This window comes from Streptomyces sp. NPDC050211 (assembly GCF_040656035.1).
In the GTDB taxonomy this organism is placed as follows: domain Bacteria; phylum Actinomycetota; class Actinomycetes; order Streptomycetales; family Streptomycetaceae; genus Streptomyces.
The window spans coordinates 1-18,064 of the sequence record NZ_JBFALC010000109.1 but is presented as its reverse complement, the minus strand read 5'-3'; the positions used below and the strand labels follow the sequence as shown (position 1 = coordinate 18,064).

At 68.8% G+C, this 18,064-nt stretch carries 17 protein-coding genes and 1 pseudogene; 9 read left to right on the top strand and 9 right to left on the bottom strand.

Features of this window, described 5'->3' with window-relative positions:
• Positions 1-101 precede the first annotated feature (101 nt).
• The gene (locus AB0I98_RS47260; RefSeq protein WP_362952292.1) at positions 102-1,235 is read left to right on the top strand and encodes an IS110 family transposase; all 1,134 of its coding nucleotides are present in this window, start codon (positions 102-104) and stop codon (positions 1,233-1,235) included.
• Positions 1,236-1,284: 49 nt separating this feature from the next.
• On the opposite strand, the gene AB0I98_RS47255 is transcribed toward AB0I98_RS47260, so the two are convergent.
• A complete protein-coding gene (locus AB0I98_RS47255; protein ID WP_192366044.1) occupies positions 1,285-1,722 on the bottom strand; it encodes a VOC family protein in 438 nt (145 codons plus the stop codon).
• A gap of 317 nt (positions 1,723-2,039) precedes the next feature.
• Between AB0I98_RS47255 and AB0I98_RS47250 the strand changes: the two genes are divergently transcribed.
• Positions 2,040-2,447, top strand: coding sequence for a hypothetical protein (locus AB0I98_RS47250; protein ID WP_362952290.1), 408 nt, complete (start codon positions 2,040-2,042; stop codon positions 2,445-2,447).
• Between the two features lie 144 nt (positions 2,448-2,591).
• On the opposite strand, the gene AB0I98_RS47245 is transcribed toward AB0I98_RS47250, so the two are convergent.
• A complete protein-coding gene (locus AB0I98_RS47245; protein ID WP_362952288.1) occupies positions 2,592-3,362 on the bottom strand; it encodes a hypothetical protein in 771 nt (256 codons plus the stop codon).
• Positions 3,363-3,946: 584 nt separating this feature from the next.
• Here AB0I98_RS47245 and AB0I98_RS47240 point away from each other — a divergent pair.
• The gene (locus tag AB0I98_RS47240; protein ID WP_362952286.1) at positions 3,947-4,537 is read left to right on the top strand and encodes a hypothetical protein; all 591 of its coding nucleotides are present in this window, start codon (positions 3,947-3,949) and stop codon (positions 4,535-4,537) included.
• A 166-nt stretch (positions 4,538-4,703) separates the two neighbouring features.
• Here AB0I98_RS47240 and AB0I98_RS47235 read toward each other — a convergent pair whose 3' ends face one another.
• From AB0I98_RS47235 to AB0I98_RS47210, 6 genes and pseudogenes are all read right to left on the bottom strand, one after another.
• Entirely contained in the window at positions 4,704-5,813 is a 1,110-nt protein-coding gene (locus tag AB0I98_RS47235) for a hypothetical protein (protein ID WP_362952284.1), read from the bottom strand.
• A gap of 379 nt (positions 5,814-6,192) precedes the next feature.
• Positions 6,193-7,410 (bottom strand): hypothetical protein, encoded by a 1,218-nt coding sequence (locus AB0I98_RS47230; protein ID WP_362952282.1) that lies wholly within the window; start codon positions 7,408-7,410, stop codon positions 6,193-6,195.
• 117 nt (positions 7,411-7,527) lie between these two features.
• Entirely contained in the window at positions 7,528-7,950 is a 423-nt protein-coding gene (locus AB0I98_RS47225; RefSeq protein WP_362952280.1) for a hypothetical protein, read from the bottom strand.
• A gap of 66 nt (positions 7,951-8,016) precedes the next feature.
• The gene (locus AB0I98_RS47220; RefSeq protein ID WP_362952278.1) at positions 8,017-9,792 is read right to left on the bottom strand and encodes a ParB N-terminal domain-containing protein; all 1,776 of its coding nucleotides are present in this window, start codon (positions 9,790-9,792) and stop codon (positions 8,017-8,019) included.
• A gap of 93 nt (positions 9,793-9,885) precedes the next feature.
• Positions 9,886-10,293: pseudogene (locus AB0I98_RS47215) on the bottom strand (DUF6197 family protein); the annotation flags it as partial.
• 39 nt (positions 10,294-10,332) lie between these two features.
• Positions 10,333-11,073 carry a DUF2786 domain-containing protein gene (locus AB0I98_RS47210; protein ID WP_362952276.1) on the bottom strand — a complete coding sequence of 247 codons (741 nt, stop codon included), beginning with the start codon at positions 11,071-11,073 and terminating at the stop codon, positions 10,333-10,335.
• Between the two features lie 2,003 nt (positions 11,074-13,076).
• Here AB0I98_RS47210 and AB0I98_RS47205 point away from each other — a divergent pair.
• From AB0I98_RS47205 to AB0I98_RS47190, 4 genes are all read left to right on the top strand, one after another.
• Positions 13,077-13,247, top strand: coding sequence for a hypothetical protein (locus AB0I98_RS47205; protein WP_362952274.1), 171 nt, complete (start codon positions 13,077-13,079; stop codon positions 13,245-13,247).
• Positions 13,240-14,142, top strand: coding sequence for an RNA polymerase sigma factor (locus tag AB0I98_RS47200; RefSeq protein WP_362952272.1), 903 nt, complete (start codon positions 13,240-13,242; stop codon positions 14,140-14,142). Before AB0I98_RS47205 ends, AB0I98_RS47200 begins: the two co-directional genes overlap by 8 nt.
• A gap of 507 nt (positions 14,143-14,649) precedes the next feature.
• The gene (locus AB0I98_RS47195; RefSeq protein WP_062721205.1) at positions 14,650-14,856 is read left to right on the top strand and encodes a hypothetical protein; all 207 of its coding nucleotides are present in this window, start codon (positions 14,650-14,652) and stop codon (positions 14,854-14,856) included.
• Between the two features lie 257 nt (positions 14,857-15,113).
• Positions 15,114-15,302, top strand: coding sequence for a DUF6233 domain-containing protein (locus tag AB0I98_RS47190; RefSeq protein WP_362952270.1), 189 nt, complete (start codon positions 15,114-15,116; stop codon positions 15,300-15,302).
• On the opposite strand, the gene AB0I98_RS47185 is transcribed toward AB0I98_RS47190, so the two are convergent.
• Positions 15,299-16,291, bottom strand: a complete 993-nt coding sequence (locus AB0I98_RS47185; protein ID WP_362952268.1) for an IS481 family transposase — start codon at positions 16,289-16,291, stop codon at positions 15,299-15,301. The genes AB0I98_RS47190 and AB0I98_RS47185 overlap by 4 nt on opposite strands.
• A gap of 246 nt (positions 16,292-16,537) precedes the next feature.
• Between AB0I98_RS47185 and AB0I98_RS47180 the strand changes: the two genes are divergently transcribed.
• Positions 16,538-16,990 carry a hypothetical protein gene (locus AB0I98_RS47180; RefSeq protein WP_362952266.1) on the top strand — a complete coding sequence of 151 codons (453 nt, stop codon included), beginning with the start codon at positions 16,538-16,540 and terminating at the stop codon, positions 16,988-16,990.
• Positions 16,991-17,665: 675 nt separating this feature from the next.
• Positions 17,666-17,881, top strand: coding sequence for a hypothetical protein (locus tag AB0I98_RS47175; protein ID WP_362952265.1), 216 nt, complete (start codon positions 17,666-17,668; stop codon positions 17,879-17,881).
• The last annotated feature ends 183 nt before the right edge of the window (positions 17,882-18,064 follow it).

The following is an 18,064-nucleotide window of genomic DNA, read 5'->3' as shown; positions in this document are numbered from 1 at the left end:
GGCCCCCGCGGCCCGCTTGAGCCGTGTGCCGCGACGAGCGGCATGCACGGTTCTGAGGGGGCCGGAGCCTCGCAAGGGGCTCCGGCTACCCGACCGTCGCGATCGACGAGAGCGGCCGCAGGCTGCTGTCACGACGCGTCGCCAACGACGAACCCGAACTCCTCGAACTCCTCGCCGACGTCCTGGCCTTGGGCGACGAGGCGTCCTGGGGCATCGACCTGGCCGACGGCGGCGCCGCCCTCGCCATCACGGTCCTCCTCAACCACGACCAGACGGTGCACTACATCTCCGGCCGGGCCATCCACCGCGCCTCCGAGAGCTACCGCGGCGAAGGCAAGAGCGACGCCAAGGACGCCGCCATCATCGCCGACCAAGTCCGCATCCGACGTGACCTGCACCCTTTACGCGCCAGCGACGAGACGGTCATCGACCTGAAGATCCTCACCGGTCGTCGCATGGACCTGGTCGCCGACCGCACCCGCACCGTTAACCGCCTCCGCACCCAGTTCTCCGGCATCTTCCCCGGCCTGGAGCGCGCGCTGGACCTTACACACACCGGCCCGCTCACTCTGGTGACCGGCTACCAGACCCCGGCAGCCATCCGACGACTCGGTGCCAAGCGGCTGGAGACCTGGCTGCGCAATCGCCATGTCGTCCGCGCCGACAAGCTCGCCGAGACGGCCATCGAAGCCGCCGAACGCCAGCACACCAGCCTGCCCGGCGAGAAGCTGACCGCCGAGATGGTGCACACGCTGGCGAAGGAGGTGATGACCCTCAACCAGCAGGTCGCCGAGGTCGACAAGCTCATCGAGGCCCGGTTTCGCGACCATCACCACTTCGAGGTGATCACCAGCCTGCCCGGCCTGGGAATCATCCTCGGTGCCGAATTCCTGGCCGCCACCGGCGGCGACATGACCGCCTTCGGCACCCCCGACCGCCTCGCCGGCTTCGGCGGCGTCGCCCCGGTGCCCCGTGACTCCGGGAAGATCAGCGGGAATCTGAAGCGCCCGCAGCGATACAGCCGCCGCCTCCAACGCGTCTTCTACACCTCAGCGTTGTTCAGCATCCGTAAGTGCGAGGAGTCGCGCAGGTTCTACGACCGCAAACGAGCTGAGGGCAAGCGCCACACCCAGGCCGTCCTCGCCCTCGCTCGACGCCGGGTCAACGTCCTATGGGCCCTCCTACGTGACGGACGGTGCTACGAGCCAGCTCCGCCGGCAAGGGCTGCCGCGTAGGAACCGACGCGACACGTTCCGCGTCGGACGGCCGATCTGGCGCGTTCAGTCAGACCAGGCAGAACTCGTTACCTTCAGGGTCTGCCATCACCACGTGATCCGGCCTGCCCTGCAGCTCGTCCTCGCGGACCACAGTCGCACCCGCCGTGGTCAACCGCTCGACCGCCTCGACCACACGCGGCCAGCGGATCTCCCACGGTGTTTCACGGCCGCCACCTACTTGCACGTCGAGGTGCAACCGGTTCTTCATCAACTTCGGCTCCGGCACCTTCAAGAAGGACAAGGTGGGGCCTACGCCGTCCGGATCCGAGAGATACGCCCCGTCATCCCACTCGTCCTCCGGAACGCCATGGTGCGCGAACCACTCCTCCCAGCTCCCGAACCCTGCGGGCGCGGGCTTCTCCACATAGCCCAATGCCAGCGCCCAGAACTTGGCCAGCTTGGCCGGGTACGCGCAGTCGATCGTCAAGCTCCACTTGGTCGCCATGAGCCCTCCCCAGTCTGATGGACTGACCGTACCGGGCACCTCTGACAATCCCCGGCCCGTTACTTCGCGCGTGCCCTGTGGCTTGACAAACGGCATTAGGAATCGATGGCACGGGACACTCGCAGCTGTCCTGCGTCGCCGAAGGCTGAGCATTGTCATCGAAGATTGGTGACCGCGTGCTTCGTGCCACCGAAGTTTCATCAGCCAGGGCGGGTTCGTGCCCGAACGGGTGAAACTGCGTTCCGGCAGCAGTGCTTCGAGAGTTACGAGATCGCCCTGCATCGGCTCCGGTGCGCCCCTCAACGAAAGCAGGCTCCATGCGCTCCAGGATTCTCGCCTTCGCCCTCACGGCCACCGCACTCGCCGGCTTTGGCGTAGTCAACGCGCCCACCGCATCGGCGGCCGGGAAGATCGAGGTCGTCTACTCGCCACCTGAGATCTCCGAAAGCGCAGACAGGATCACCTGGCACTGGACGCTGACCAACACCGGCGACGAGGACGTCGACAAGGTTGTACTGACCCACAAGATCACACCCACACTGCACGTCTCCGCAGCGGACGCCCCATGCGCGCCCACCGGCGATTCCATCCCGTGCGCCTACGGCAGCATGGCAGCCGGGGAGCAACGTGAGGGCACCCTGGTAGCGGACCTGCCGTCAGACATCTCCGGCACAGCGCAGATCAACGGCCGCGTGACCTGGGAGGCCCCCGCCACCACCTCGTGACCTCTCAACATCCAGCCGACGCCGTCCTGACCACTCAGGAATCGATGGCACACGCTCACCATTGGATGGCACAGGACAGCAGCGGTAGATGGCCATTCGCAGTCCTAGTTGGCCGCCGTGAGGGCCTCTGCCAAACAGACTCTCTCACCTCAAGTCGAGCGGGAGTTTCTTCAGCACCGCCTCGCGCCGCTGCTCGGCCTGCTCCGCGTCGTCGGGTCCGAAACGGTTGCCCACGGCTTCGAGAACCCGGTATATCTGCGCCGCCTCCGTCAGCAGGATTCGGGCCTCGCCCGCAGCGTCCCGGCCTCGGCATGACGTGAGCTGGCATCTCCAGACCATTGCCTCATCGCCCATGTGGACCTTGTTGTCGGCGCGAAAGTACGCGTCGAGAGCCTCGGGAGTCAGCGCGTCCCCGGGCGGGCGAGGCCGGAACCTCGCCAGCCGATCGGCAAGGGTGACCCGCACGTCTGCGGCCGCCGCGACACGGCTCTCCCCGCGCACAAGCCCGCTCCCGCCTCCCACCGAGGTGAACTCGGTCTCGACTGACGGCTCCTCCACTAACTGCGCGATCCGCGATGGGTCGAGATCGTTGAGCTCGGGCCGGTCGAACGCCCACAACGCGCCACGGGCCAGTTGGACCGAACCTGCGGCCATCAGGCGTCCGGTGGTGTGGACCGCAAACACCCACGAATGGAGGTTCGTGATCTCCCCGTATTTGAAGCGGGGGGCGGGGTCGTCCGGGGCGGCGCGGACGACACGGAACAACGCGGTCTCGGCCCGCGCCGTCGCGCGCAGGTAGCTGGTCGCGTCAGCTCTGCGCGTGAACCCGGCTGCCTCGTAAGCCGCCCAGGACGCCTCGGCTTTTCGCGTGAGCTTCGCAGCCTTCTGCCGCAGCCGCGTGTCATCCTCGGACATTTGCCCTCTCCCGACCCACGAAGCCCCGATCACCACACCGGCACGGCGTACCCGCCACGCCACTTGGCCGTGCGGGAAAGCCGATACCCGTCCGCCGGACCCACTCAACTTAGCCACCAACACTCGGGACCGGTCCCGACTCGCCACTACCGCCGGCCGCCAGGGCCGGGGCCACGTCCCACCGACTGGCGTGGGTGGGAAGCTATCGCGTTGGCCTTCCGAAGCCCGGCTGGCCAACTATCGCTGAGCAAAGTGGCCAACCGTGAATGAGTCCGGTCTTCTGACCTGCGGCACCGGCGAGAGGGCTTGCCGTCTATCGCTGCGAGTCACAGGCGACCCCCGGGGGCGTGTGGTGAAGTCGGCCCGGGGAAACGGGCCGGTCGAAAGACCGGTACCGCGCCCCGGGCCGACTTCACCAGCGACCGCGCAGAGCGCGACGGGCGGTGCTGTCTCGTCTCAACGAAGGCAGACGTCCATAAGGCGCTGACCAGCCTGGCCTGGATTGGGTGAGACGCGTGGACTCGGTCCGGTGGGGCGAATCCATGTCGGCGTACGCGCGCACCCCCTCAGGGAAGAACGCAGATATGACCGCCATCCTCGTATCGGCCGTGGGCGTGCTGGGAACCGTCATGGGGGCCGCCCTCACGGCCTTCATCGCAGCTCGTACGGAACAGCGCAGAGAAAGATCACAGGACCGGGTACAGCTAAATGACCTGCGGGTCGAGCATCAGCGATGGCGCCGTGAACGCCGGCAAGCTGCCTATCTCTCATTCCTCGAAGAGCTGGGCAACGCTGACCGGGACAACCAAGCCTTCTTCCGTGCGTTGCGCTCCGGGCACGCTCCAGTCCCGCTCGACGAGACGCGGATCGCCGCGATCAGGCTGAAGTTCAAGAATGCCGAGAGCGCGGGACTGGTGGTGGTGCTGGAGGGCCCCGAAACCGTCGCGGAAGCGGCCCACAACCTCGTCGATCAGTTGTCTTCCCTCGTCCAAGACGTTCGGGAGTACGCGGAAGCAGTCGCGGCTGACAGCCACCCCAACGGGGCCGACAACGTGCACGAGGCCGGCATGAGATTCGTAGCCGAGCGGAATGCGTTTCTCGGATTAGCCAGGGATGCGCTTGATGAGGTGACCAAGCACATCCAGGTCCTCCCCGAAACTCAGCTTCGAGACTGAGGAGTTGACGCAGAAGCAAGAGACGACTCGGTTCGGTGAGAACAGGACTCGATTGCGCGAGACAGGACAGGTGCAGCCGTGCCCGCAGGGCACGTCCTTCACGAGAGCGCCGCCCTAACGGGGCCGCGCCCTTGACCGCCGAGGGAGGACCGCTGGCGGCCTGACATCACCACAAGGTGGGCTGCACGACCCGGTGTCGGTGCACGGGGCGGCTGATCGGGGCGGGTGTGCTCTCGACGGGGGCGGTTCCTGGGCGAGGAGTGCCCGCGTCGGGGCAGTGGCCTCCCTCGTCCTCCCATCGGTCGGCGGCTTCGCGCTCGGCTCGCGCCTCCTGTTCAGCAAGCGTGACCGGCCGCCGGTACAACCGCTGTGCGCTGGAGTCGAGCGGCGGCAGACAGCGGGCTGCGGCCTTCTGGTCGTCGCGGCGCTTGTACCGTCGGCGTACCTGGGCGAACCGCGACTCGTAGGCGGCCTGGTCGCTGGCGTGTAGTCCGGCCGGGTGCAGTCGGGCGAGTTCTAGGGCGATCTGGCCCATCGGGCTGGGGGCCAGCACACGGGTGCCGTCGTCCTGCCGGACGGCGACGAGGAACCGGGCGGCGAACAGCGCCTGTGTCCGCTCGCGGCTGATCCGGCGGCCACCGCCCCACACGCCGTGTCGCGCCGCCTGCCGGGCCCGCCCGTCTCTCCAGTACAGGCGGCCGGTCTCGGCCGCCTCCATCACACGGACGTGCCCGGCCGTCCAGCCGAGTTCGGCGACGTGCCCCTCCGCGAGGTGCCGGTTCATCGCTGCCCGGTCCCGGTTCTCACGGTCCATTCCGGTCGTGGCCCGTTCCTTGGCTTCCTGCTGGGCTTCCTCCCTGCGACGGGCGCTCTCCTGCTCGGCGTACTCAGCGGCTGTCAAGGTCCGCTCCAGCTCGGCCCGCAGGTCGGCGGCCGTCGTCTCGACTCCGGCGGCCAACTGGGCACGAACGGCATGGTCGACGGCCTCTCGGGCGCAGTACAACAGCGCACTGCCTGGCATGTCGCGGTCGTCGGCGTACCGCTCCGCACGGTCGGCGTACCCCTCGGCCTCGACGGCTTCCTTGTGGGCCGCGTGCATGACCGCCTCCAGACGGGCGGCGGCACCGGATCTGCTGCGGCACACGGCGGTCATGGCGTCGTCGGCTGCGGTGACGGCGAGGATCGCCGCATGCCTGGCGACCTGGAGGCACGTCCGCGGAGACGGGTCTCCTGCCGGGGCAACCTGGCGGTGGGCGGCGCACGCGTTCTCGGGCATGGGGTGTTCCTCGGGGGTGTCTCGGTGGTGCGGTCGGGGCATGCCGTGCCCCCTCGCGGGGTTGCCGCCCGTGGTCGCGCGGAGCGCGACGGACAGTGCCGTCGTGCCCGCAGGGCACGCCCTTCGGCCTGGCGTCCGGACGGGGCGGGAGGGCCGCCCGCGGCCCGGACGTTCCGGCCGGCTGCGAGCCGGGCCAGGCTGAGCCGTCCCGGAGGGACGCCCTTTGTACGGGGGCAGGTGAGCGGGGCCGGCCGCCGACGCGGGCCAGCTCGGTCGGCGGTGGGCGGAGCGTGGGGTGGGTGGCTCGATGCCGCCCGCCCCACGGCCCGGCGGCCGGGGGTCCGGCCGGGCGGTGGCTCCCGCCCGGCCGGGGCTGCTGCTACGCGGCGACCGGTTCGCGCTCGGCCACGCGGCACCGGGTAAGTACGGTCTGCGCGGTCTCGCCGTAGATGCTGTGGTCCTTGACCGTGCCGGTCAGCTCGACCTCGTCGCCCTGGTCGGGGACCTCGGCGGCTGAGCTGAACCAGACGAACACGTTCCCGTCGCCATCCTGGAACTTCACCAGTCGTCGGCGCTGGGTGTGGTACCCGTACGTCCGGCCCTCCAGCTCGATCACCGTGGTGACGGTGGCGGTCGTGGTGATGCGCTCGCCCACGGTGCCCTGCGGCTTGCTGTTCTGGGCGGCCCGCTCGGTGGCTTCCTTCTCCTGGTCGCGGTACCAACCCGCGATGGCGGACACCAGCGTCGGCAGGTGGCGGGGGTCGACCGTTTCGCCCTTCGCCAGCTGGCCCACCTTGTGGTGGTAGTCGGAGAGGCTGCCGTATCCCTGGATGGCCCATGCCCGGACAGCGGCGGCGGTGGTCGGCGCGTCGGGGTCGGCATCGAGCGCGGCCCGCCACTCCATCGGGGCCTTGCGGTCGAAGAAATACGCCTCGACGCCGTCGGCGGTCGGCTGGGTGTTCTTCCACTGCTCGGACCGGCTGTAGAACCGGCCTTCGGCCTTCACGATGGCGGCGGTCACCCGCAGCACCTCGGCCACCGGGACGCGGAGATCGGCCGGGATGCCGCCCTCGTCGCCGTCCCAATCGGAGTCCTTCAGCGTGCCGAACCTCCACAGGGCCTCAAGGCCCTTGATCGGCAGACCGGTGTACGGCTCGACGCACGTCGTGCCCAACTGCCGCATCTCGCCGTTCTCGTGGCGCGCGAGGTAGGTGGCGGTGCGGTGGCGGGCGACAGCGCACCCGTGGCAGAAGTTTTCGATGGCGCGGTACTGGCGCGCGGCCTCGGCGTCCTGCTCGGGCAGACCGGGGAACAGGCTGGTGATCGTCTCGCCCTCCTCGTCGTGGTCCAGGCGGGCGATGACGGTCCAGCCGTGGTGACGGGGGATGTCACCGGAGATCGTCACGGTGACGGTGGGGCGCTTGCCGATCAGGCGGCCATCGGTGTCGTGGTAGTCCGCCAGGAAGGGCGCGGAGATGTCGAGCGCGTACGCGCTGAGGCGGTGGACGGCGGCACGGGCGTTGGTGGCCTCGACAAGCTGACGGACGCGGGACTCGGCCGTGGCGGGGATGGAAAAACGCATGGCTGCGCTGGTCATCGTGGGTGCTCCTGCTGGTGAGAGAGGAATCGAGCGCCCGGCCGGGCGGGTTGCCCTCCGCGTACGGCCGGGGTGTGGGTCGGAGGGGGTGTTGCCCTCCCCCTCCGACACCATTAATTAAACCATGTTCTGGGGTGTGGGGCAAGCATCGCGGCCGGGGATGTCGAGTGCGGCGCGGTCGCGCAGGAACGCGGCGAACAGGGCGGCGGTGTAGCTGTCGGCCGTGCCGTACGTGCGGCGGCAGTCAAGCGCGCCGATGCGCTCGCCCCGGTGACGGACGGGGAACGGCTGGCCGGGGGCCGGGATGGCGAGCGCGTACAGTCCGCGCGGGGTGTCCACGCGCAGGACGACGGCGGCGGCCTGGTGGTCGTAGGCGGCGGACCAGCGGGCGGGCCCGATGCCGAACTCCGCGAGACCGGACGCGATGGCGCGGGCCTGCATGATGTCGGCAGTGGTGCCGGGGTCGGGCTCGGCGGGGGCGGGGACACATCCGCAACCGTGATTGTCGGCGTGGGTCTCGAACAGAGCTGTACGGGTCACTGTGGGGCTCCTTGGATGACCGGGGGCGGGAGGGTTCCCGCCCCCGGCGTCGGGCGGCTGAGGTAGTTAGGCGGCGGCTTCGTCGTCGCTCGCCGGTTCGTCGGCCTCCTCGGCCTCCGGCTCGCTCGCCTCCTCGTCGGTGCCGGGCTCCTGCTCGGCCTCCGGCTCGCTGCCGGACGTGATCGCGGCGCGGGGCTTCTTCTTCGCCGGGTCGTAGGGCTCCCCGTCCATGACCGACTGCTCAATGAGCGTGAGCGGGTACCCCAGGGACGCGAGCACCTGGAACCAGCGGCCGGTGGGCTTCCGCGTCCACGGGGCGTGCTGGCTGTCCGTCCGCCACGCCGAGCGGTTCGCGCACTTCTCCCGGACGGCGGCGATGGCCGCGAACTGGAGCTGCGGGGCCCGGCGCGGGTCCTTGGCGACATGCCCGGCGAAGCTGCCCCGGTCCTTGGCCTGCTCGGTGTTCAGACCCAGGAAACCGGCCAGGATCTCGGTGGTGCCCTCCTTGTTCAGGTCGTCGGAGATTCCCCAACTGCCGTTCAGCAGAGCGTTATTGACGTGCCCGATCAGGGTGTTGGTGGTGGCCTTCGGGAGGTTGCGCCGCTTGATCAGGTCCGTGATCCACTTCCGGCGCAGGGCCTCGGCCGCGTCCCAGTCGATGTTCCCCTTCTTGACGGCGGCGCGGGCGGCGCGCTCGGCTTCCTTCTCGGCGGTGGTCTTCGTGCCGCCGCTGGCGCTGACCCCCTCGGGCACCGTGTGCCCGTACAGGCCGGGGGCGGAGCAGTAGGGCTCGTACCGGTCCCCCCGCCGCTCGTCGAACACCCACACAAGCCCCTTGCACTCGGCGTGCTCCTCGGTGCTGATGCCGCGCAGTCGCCACACGGGCATCGCGCGCTCGGACAGCTCCTCGGCGTCTCGGATCTTCTGCCCGGCAGCCTCCAGCTCCGCGCGGTGCGTCTCGGCCTTGGTCCGCTTGTCGCGCTTGGTCCGCTCGATGGCAATGGCCCAGTCGACGTCTCCGGCGTCGGCGTCGTCCTCAGCGGCGGCCTCGGTGATCGCGGCGAGCGCTTCGGGGTCGTCGGCAAACTCGGTAAGGGCGGCCAGGTGCTCGAACGTCCACTCATAGCTGCTCGCGCCCGTGACGGCGGCGCTCAGCTTCTCGTCCGACCGGACCTTGACCAGCGTCTTCACGTCCTTCTGCCGCACGCCTGCGGCCTTGGCGATGCGGCCGACCTGCGCGCCCGCTTCGGCCGCGCTGAACATGGCCTGGTTCATCTCGGACGTGGTGAGGCTCTTGCGGTGCTGGGCGGTCGTGATCATGTCGAGGAACTGCCCGGCCGCGTCGCGGTCGTCGTCGTCCCACTCGTACGGCAGGTGGGTAAGGCCCGCGTCCGTCGCTGCGTGGTAGCGGCGGTTTCCGTCGTTGACCTGGAGGACTCCGCCGTCCAGTCGCTGGATCTTGACGGGGATGCGGCAGCCTTCGGCGCGGAGCGATTCCACGAACGGCGCGTTGATGTCGAGGTCTTCGCGGGCGTTCTTCGGGTGCGGGGTGAGCGCGTCGATCCGGATGACGGGGCGGGGCGTGACTGGCACGGTCTCCAGCCCTGCGGCGACGGCGACGGCGAGCCGCTGGAACCCGTCGATGATCTGCGGCACGTCGCCGTGGGTGCGCACGACGTACAGCGGCTCCACGACGCCGTTGTCCTTCACGTCGGCCAGCAGATCGGTCGGGATCTCGATGTCGCGGACGTTGCCGGGGTGCGCGGCGAGTTCGGCGACCGTGAGGGTCGGCCACGGGGCAGGGGCAGTCTGGACGCCGGCCTGGGTCTTGACGTTGGTCATCGGTTCTTCTCTTTCTGGCGAGAGTTCGTCGGGCTGTTCGGCCCGGTGAAGGTGTCGGTCGGGGGGTTGCCCTCCCCCTTCCGGCACCATTAATTAAACCATGTTCTTGATGGTGGGGTAACCGGGGATGCTGTGATCGCCGTCACTCGGGTGCAGGGCTGCGGCGGCGCGGATCATCGCGGCGGCCTCGGCGGTGGTCCGCTCGGGCTCGTCCCCCCAGCACCACAGCAGGGTGCGCCGGTAGGCGTCCTCCGTGAGCTTCAGCTTTCGCCACCGGACGCCGGACACGGGGCGACCGTTGATGTGGTTGCTGAGCACCACAAGGGAGTCGAATAGGGCGCGCTGGAAGATGTCCCACGGTTCACCGCGTACGGACCAGTGCGGCCGGGCGGCGCGCACGCCCCGCTCCCACGCGTACAGCACGGTGCACGGGGCAGTGGCGCCCATCCGGCCGGGCTGCCAGAGGTGGTCACCCTGATAGAGGCCGACGCGTTCGATGTGGCCGGGGGCGGCGGACGGCCGCCCCCGGCCTCAATGGGGCTACGCGGAGATGGACCCGGCCGTGGTGCGGCCGATCCGCTTACCGCCGATGTCGGCGCGGCTTCCCGCCATCCATCCGGCTCCGTACCCGTTGCCGGTCATGGTCGTGGTGCCACCCTTCCGCGAACGCGGGTACGCCTGCTGGTAGTTGCGCGAAACGACGGCCTTGCGGTCCGCGAGCACGAGGGCGGCGCTGCGGCCGGTGGCGGTGGTCTCACCCCTGGCCTCTTCGCGTGCGCCGCGCTCGGCCTCCTCGATGCGGTCGCCCACCCGGTTGATGAAGCCGAGGAGCCAGGAGCGACGCCAGGCGCGCGCCCCCTGTCCCGCAGGGACCGACTGAGCGGCCAGGCCGCTGTTCATCTGAAGGAGAAGGGAGGTGTAGAGCAGTTCGACGCGCTGCAGGTCGCTCGCGTACCCGAAGATGTGCACTCGACGGGCCGGGCCGCTGCCGTCTCGGCCAAGGTGGATGAGCTGGCAACCGAGAGCGAGCGCGATGCGGTTGATGAGGCGGACCCGCTCCATCGCCCACGGGTTGTCCAGAACGATCTGACGGTCCGTCGGGGCGTCGCTGGCCGGGTTGGCGTCGTTGAGCATCGCCTGCTCGACGCCGTACTTCGCCATCATCTCGAACGCCCGCTTCCGGGCCAACTCCGCCTCCGACTCCGGCGTACGGGGGTCCTCCGCCTTAGCGAGCAGGGCGCGGATGGTTTCGAGCTTCGCGGGGGCCTTCGTGGTGCTCACGTGCGTTCTCCTGGTGAGAGAGGTTGTCGGCGGCCGGTCGGCCTACCGGTGCCGGTCGGGGGTTGCCCTCCCTTTCCGACACCACTAATTAAACCACGTTTTAGGGGTTGAGTCAACCCGGATACACGCTCTGACCTGCCCTTTTCCCGTGCCACCGGCCCGCACCCACTCGGCCGGGCCCGGCCACAACAGGCCCGGGCGGGGTTCCCTCCTCGGTCGGACGGCACTGCCCGGCGTGCCGTGGTGCAGGGGTGCGGAGTGGAGCGCCCGGAAGCCGGGACTTTCTGAGGTACGAGGAAAGTTCCGGACCCGGACGAACGACTTCACACCCCTGCGGCGCGGTGCGCGAAGCTGGGACGGCCGATCGAGGAGGGAACCCCGCCTTCTCTCCGCAACCACGACGGCGGGGCAGCAGCACGACCAGCCCCCTCCCCCTCCGAGTAGGACCCGCCGGAGGCATGCCTTCTTCTGCGGCCAGCACCTGCGGCCTGGATGGCGCCCCGCCGAGTGGTGTAGCCGGGCGCATCAGATGCCCCTCCTTGTCCCCCTCCGTACATCAATCTCTGCCACCGCCGCTCGGTGCAGCTCCCGCAGCCGCATCACGGTGCCCGTGTCATCTGCTACACCCAAGCCGAGCAGCAGGAGTTGCAGCCGGTCATATCGCGGCACGGCATCTCCGGCAAACCATGAACTCAGCGTGGACCTTGGGATTTCGGTCCTGCGATACAACTCCGCGAGTGTGGGCCGGCCCGCGTCGTCAAGCACCTTGCGCAGCGCCTCATGGAACGCTGTCACCGCCGCTGGGACTCCACGAGTTTCTCCAGCTGGCCGCATGATGGCCTTAGTCCTCGTGGGGGTGCCCCCTTGGTGCTCGATGAGTCGCTGTTCAACGTCATCTCGCGCCATCAACCACTCGCCGATGGCGTTCCGGGACCGTGGATCCCAGGCAACCACGAGGGCACAAAGCGTGTCGGTGGAAACCAGGCGAGTCCCGTTCAAGGCGGCGAAGATCGCGGTGCGGCTGGTCCTCCATGGTGACGTCGCCGCGATCTTGTCCGGGCTGAGCAACCGTGCTTCTTCGCTGTTGCCAGCACGGGCGATGGCATCAGCTTGGAGACGGCGCAGTCGCAGAGCGAACGCGCCCAGCGGGTGTGCGCGGTCGACAGCGCGCCGGTGATTAGGCATCAACCCCCCTGAAGTGCCGTCAAGTCCCGCTTGATACCTCATGATGCCAACTTCCGGAGCAGGGAGCGAGACCGTGATGGCATGAAGACGGCCCGCTGGAGGCGTCTAAACCACACCGGCGGGCCGTCGGATCACACCTGCGAAAGGGGACCCATGGCCAACCGTACGCGCGTCCGTAAACCTGCGCAGCGTGCACACACCCCCGAACTCGCCGGTCCTTATCTCATGGGCCAGGCACTGAGGGGCATCTGTGCGGGCACTGCTCGCAGCATCATTGACTGGGTGATTCGGGTCTTCGCCCACCACTGACCCACTCTCAGGCAACCGCCAGGCCCGGGCCGCTCCCTGCGGCCCGGGCCTGGCTCTCGTCGTCCCAAGGACCAGTCGCCGCCCGACGTACCCTTCTCCGCCGCCCGGTCAGCACCCGAGCAGGGACGACGCCCATGCCGCTGTGACTGAGCGTCCCACTTGGCCAGTTGAGCATCACAGTTGGCCACGGCTTCGACAACCGCGACGAGGACTTAGCCCGCCTCTCTCTGTTCGTTCGGCACCACATCAACATGCACGGCCGGTACTCGTTCCAGCTCCCGACCTGCCCGCCGGTTTGCGCGCGCTGCGCGACAAGGAAGTCGGTGTAGCCGGCCCCTTCTTGACCAAGGCGTCCGTGCTGGCCACAGCACTAGGCGAGGGTCCCGGGAAAGATCTTGAAGGACAGGGTCAAGAGAATCGCCGCCCCGTCTCTCTCCTGTGTTTGGACGGCCGCTCGCCCCAGGAAGTCGGGAGCGCACAGGCCGCAGCAAGGGAGGGAGGAGAACCCCGTGGAGATCACCGCGATCGTGGTGCTGGTGCTCGTGATCCTGGTGCCCAGTGTCGCCCGGCTGGTGGACAGCTTGGCCTACTGGACCAGGGCGCAGGGGCGCGCCAAGCTGATCCGCGCCCAGGGCGGGCAGGCTAGAGAGGAGTTGGAAGGGGGGCGAGAGCGTGGCTGACAGGGGGGTGAATCTGGCGGACCGGGTCGACGCGGTGTTGTGCCGTATCTTCGTCCACGAGTACGAGCGCATGGTCCGCCTGGCGCGGCGCCTGCTGGCCTGTCGGGGAGTGCCGGAGTCCGCCGTGGCCGCGGAGGACCTGGTGCAGACCGCGTTCGCCAGCGTGCTGGAGCAGGCCGATCGGGACACGATCCGCGACCCCCGGGCCTACCTGTACAAGGTGCTACGCAATCAAGTGCGGGCAGCCGTGCAGCGGGAGTTTCGCCGGAGGGAGGCAGAGACCGCGTCCACAGGCGACCGGGCCGACGCCGCCCCGGTGCTCGACGTCGGCCGGCAGGTGAGCGACCGCGTAGTGCTGGGGGGTGCGCTGGCCCGTCTGTCCCCGCAACAGCGCGAGGCTGTCTACCGGACCCACGCCCTGGGCTACACACAGCGGGAAACGGCCCTGGCCATGGGTAACCGCCCGGGCACCGTCGCCACCCATGTCGCGCGGGGCCTGGTGGCGCTGCGCGTGGCCATGGTCGTGGTGTTCGTGGTGGTGGTCGGCTCCATGGCGGCGCTCGCGCGGTGGGCGCACGTACGCCTCGCCGATCCAGCCTCCTCGCCATGGTCTCGGCTGCCGGATCTCTTGGACGGAAGCAGGCTGTGGGGTCTGATCCTCTCCCTGGCCGGTTTCGCCGTCACCAAAGGGGGGTTCTGGGTGGCGCAGCAGTTGCTTTACTTGGACAGCCGGAGTGCGATCCTCGAGGAGTGGAGAGCGGCAACCGCGGTGCACTCCGAGCCTCTCGCCTCCAGTCCGTACTTGGCGTCTTTCACCAATCCGATCTCGGGGCCCTTTCGTTTGAGGACGGGCGGTCCAGGAGGCGTTGAGGAGAGGGAGAGGACGCGACTGTAGGCCGCCCGGTCCGGGTGGACAATCGCGCTCACCGGCGCGTCGGCCGCCCAGCTCTCAGCAATGTCCGTCGATCAGCCGAGAGGCGACGCCTCAACGGAAGGTCCCACTCGTCAGCTCCTGCCGCAAGGAGGCACGGTGTGACCGAAGCGGAGAGAACAGGCCCCGGCCAACTGACCGGGGCCTTGGCCGCCATCGTCGTATCCATCGCAAGCCTGAGGCGAGCAGACTCCGCGCTCACCCAGGCGCGAGAGATCGCCGACCAGCACCTTAGAAGGTGACTACATCGGCGCTGCCACCAACATCGCCTGGCGCGACCAGATCATCAACCTCCACGACCGAGGACTAGACCCCGAACAAATCCGACGCATCCACCTGTCTGAGGCACTGAGTGCCCACGTGGCTAACTGAAGCACTCAATGGCCAGTTGAGGCGCTCAGTCACAGCCGCTTTGGATGCTCGGCTGTAGCTGAGTGGCGCACCAAATCGAACAAGTACTCTAATCAAGTTATGCGACAGATTCCCGATGACCTGGCCCAGGCGCAGGAGGAGTGGCACGCCACGTACCAGCAGCTCGCTGCGTGCCAGCGCACCGCGCACCGAAGGCGCCTGATCCACCTGTCCTCGGTGGTGCTGTTTCACCCGTACTGGCAGGGGCAGCGGTCGGCTGGCTGGGCAGCGCTGCACGGTGCACACCATGTCCGAGCTGCCACCTGACCCCCGCCGGCTCCGGGCGATCCTCGCGCACCTGGACAAGCAGCTCTCAGACAATGCTGCCGTCGCCGCGTACCTGGACGAGCAGCTCGCGGACAGCAAGACAGTCGGCACCTATCTACTGCTCCAGCGGAAAGCGGTGCAGACTGCACTGACCCAAGCTGAGGCCACATCCCTAGGACACCCGAGACGTCCGATTCGGCCAGTAGGGAGCGAAGGGGCTTTCCGCTCTGGCCCAGGCACAGCCCCGAGTCGGGTTCGTGGTCCAGGAGAAGCGGACCCCCACAGGGCCTGAACCAGCAGTGATCCACCTCAACGACTGCACGATGATCTCGGGCACTCCGTACCGGATCAGGCACGACGAGGCGCGGGCTGCACTCACCGACCCGAACATCGAACCCTGCGGCTTCTGTCGGCCGGATACCGAACTGGGCATCGACGTGGCCTAGCTGTACTGCCCAGGGACGTTGGTCAACCTGGTGATGGGTGGTTTGCCGCCGGTCGCGGTGTGGGGGCGGTGGTGATTGTAGTGATGGAGCCAGGCTGGCAGGGCTTTGCGGCGGGCTGATTCGCTGGCGTAGAAGCGTCCCAGGGCCCAGCCGTCGGCGAGGGTGCGGTGGAAGCGTTCGACCTTGCCATTGGTCTGTGGCCGGTAGGGCCGGGTCTTCTTCGGCGTGATCCCGAGCTCGTGGCAGGTCCGGGACCAGTGGCGGGAGCGGTAGGCCGAGCCGTTGTCGGTGAGGACGCGCTCGACCCTCACCCCGCGGACGGCGAACCAGCCGACCGCACCGCGCAGGACGTCGGCTGCGGTGGCGGCCGTCTCGTCATCGCGGATCTCGGCGTACGCGACTCGGGAGTGGTCGTCGATGACGGTGTGGACGAACGCGGTTCCCAGCAGCGGTCCGCGGTATTTGTTGCGGGGCCTGTCCGGTGTCGCGGCCCGGTTCCTGCGGCCCTGGACGCGTCCGACGTAGCGCCAGCCGCCACCGTCGGGGACGTTCCCGAGCTTCTTGACGTCGATGTGGAGCATCGCGCCCGGGCGGTCGTGTTCATAGCGGCGGACCGGCTCGCCGGTGACGCGGTCGATGTGGGACAGCCGGTTGATCCGGCACCGGGTCAGGACCGCGTGGACGGTCGAGGCAGGCATGCCCAGCCGCCCGGCGATCTGGACCGGGCCCAGCCGTTGCTTCCAGCGCAGATGGACGATCCTGCGGACCTGCGGCGGTGTGGTTCGGGCCGGGCTGCGGTGAGGCCGTGAGGACCGGTCACACATGGCGGCCGATCCGGACGCGGCGTAACGGTCGGCCCACCGTTTGGCGGTGGGCCAGGACACGTCGTAGCGCTCGGCGGCGCGGGCTACCGGCCATCCGTCCTCGACAATCAGACGCGCCAGGCGCAGACGGGCGCGGGGCGTCAAAGCGGCGTTAGCGTGAGACACGAAGGCCTCCTGGTTGGCGGAGCGGTTCCTCGACAGCTCCACTCCACAACCGGAGGCCTTCACCCGTCACCCGATTCAGACGGTGTGAGAGCACAAACTCGACCAACCTGCCTGGGCAGTACACCTAGACCAGCAAGGAATGCCGGTATCCACAGGACGCCGAGGGGCCGTGGTTCGAGATGTCCGCGGACCTGTGCCTACGGTGCGCGCGATGAGCAGCGATTTCGAACAGGACTGGGGGCTCGGGTGAGCACGACTCCGGCAGGATCGGTGAGCGCGGCAGAGCTGCGGCGGCGGGTTCGCGCTGTCGAAGCGCTCCAAGCGAAGACGCGGGAGATGGCCGCGGCGAATGTGCTGGCCACGCGCGAGGCCGCAGTGAAGGCGGCACAGGCGAAGGACGAGGCTGATGTCGCGGCGCGTGAGGCTGCGGCGGTGGTCTTGCGGCTGTTCGACAATGACGCGGACCTGGTCGCGGATCTGCTGGGTGTGCCGGCTGAGGAACTGGAGCGTGAGGCGAAGCCTGTTACCGCCGCCCGCGCCAAGGAGATCATCGAGGCGCTGCGCGCCCGTGCTGAACGCCCGCCGCGCTCCCGCCGGGCCTCTAGGTCTCGGGGAGAGGCTTCAACCCTGTCCCCGCCGGCCTCCACCGTCCAGGCCCCGGTCTCCGCGCCGGACGACGGCCGGGCTGATGCCGCCTGAGAACGACTTCGGGCCCGGACTCTTCCCACTCTCAGCGGTGAACGGGTCCGGGCCCGCTCCCGTTGACGAACAACTTGCCCTTATCGGTGAACCAACACCCGTACGCATACCGGCGATTGAGTGGGCTGGCTGGCTGACCGACGAGTCTGTTCGAGCGCGTTACTGGGCCAAGGTCTACCGCACCGACTCCGCTGAGGACTGCTGGTTCTTCCTCGGCGGGATCTCCAGCACTGGCCACGCCAGCTTCAGGGCGGCCTCGCGGCCGGGAAGGACTCGACGGGGCACGGTGCCGGGCCACCTGTACGGGTATCAGCTCGCGCACGGCGTCATCCCTCGCCTCGGGTGGGGGACCGACAGCCCGACCGTCTGCCACACCTGCGACAACCACTCCTGCCAGCAGCCCACGCACCTCCGATTGGGCACAGCGGCGGAGAACCGGGCCGAATGGCTGGCCCGCCGCAGAGATCCGGGCAGCCCCCTCTCCGACCTTCGCGGCCCCGCCGGACGCTCCCGTGCGATCGGCGCCGCCATCCGGGCCGGCCAGGAACGCGGGGAGCCGGAAGCGGAGATCACAGCACATATTCGGGCGGCGATCGCAGCGGGCCGCCCCCTCAGCCTTTGGTGACAGCCAACCTCTGGAGAAAACATGACACCACCGGACCGCACCGCGCCGTCGTGGACGTGCAGGATGGACGCTGGCGTCTGATCGTGGCGCCCCTGCCAATCGAGGACCCGCAGAGGGGCCACGCCACGGACCCCGACCCGGTGCGGCAGGTCGTTGCCCGGGACCTGGGGTCGGCAGGGTACGGCTTCACTCCCGCGACATTCGGGCATCGCCTGATCGAGACCGGGTTCATCATCGACCACGGCTTCTCTGGGGGGCCGAGCTGAACGATGCAGCTCATCGGCGGCATCCCAGATGCGTAGCCAGCGCAACAGGTGTGGTGCTATCGCTGGTTCGAGTGGGTGTGAGATCGACTAAAGGGTGTTGCACAAGGCTCTGAGCTGGGCATCTCTTCTGTATGGCCGGGGTCTTACGCGCTGAGCGGGTGTGGGTGGAGACGTTCACGGGGC

What these genes read in the sequence shown, in the direction of transcription:
- AB0I98_RS47255 (WP_192366044.1), bottom strand. Translation starts at nt 1,722, where the DNA reads ATGGCGACCAAGTGGAGCTTGACGATCGACTGCGCGTACCCGGCCAAG.
- AB0I98_RS47250 (WP_362952290.1), top strand. Translation starts at nt 2,040, where the DNA reads ATGCGCTCCAGGATTCTCGCCTTCGCCCTCACGGCCACCGCACTCGCC.
- AB0I98_RS47245 (WP_362952288.1), bottom strand. Translation starts at nt 3,362, where the DNA reads ATGTCCGAGGATGACACGCGGCTGCGGCAGAAGGCTGCGAAGCTCACG.
- AB0I98_RS47240 (WP_362952286.1), top strand. Translation starts at nt 3,947, where the DNA reads ATGACCGCCATCCTCGTATCGGCCGTGGGCGTGCTGGGAACCGTCATG.
- AB0I98_RS47235 (WP_362952284.1), bottom strand. Translation starts at nt 5,813, where the DNA reads ATGCCCGAGAACGCGTGCGCCGCCCACCGCCAGGTTGCCCCGGCAGGA.
- AB0I98_RS47230 (WP_362952282.1), bottom strand. Translation starts at nt 7,410, where the DNA reads ATGACCAGCGCAGCCATGCGTTTTTCCATCCCCGCCACGGCCGAGTCC.
- AB0I98_RS47220 (WP_362952278.1), bottom strand. Translation starts at nt 9,792, where the DNA reads ATGACCAACGTCAAGACCCAGGCCGGCGTCCAGACTGCCCCTGCCCCG.
- AB0I98_RS47195 (WP_062721205.1), top strand. Translation starts at nt 14,650, where the DNA reads ATGCGACAGATTCCCGATGACCTGGCCCAGGCGCAGGAGGAGTGGCAC.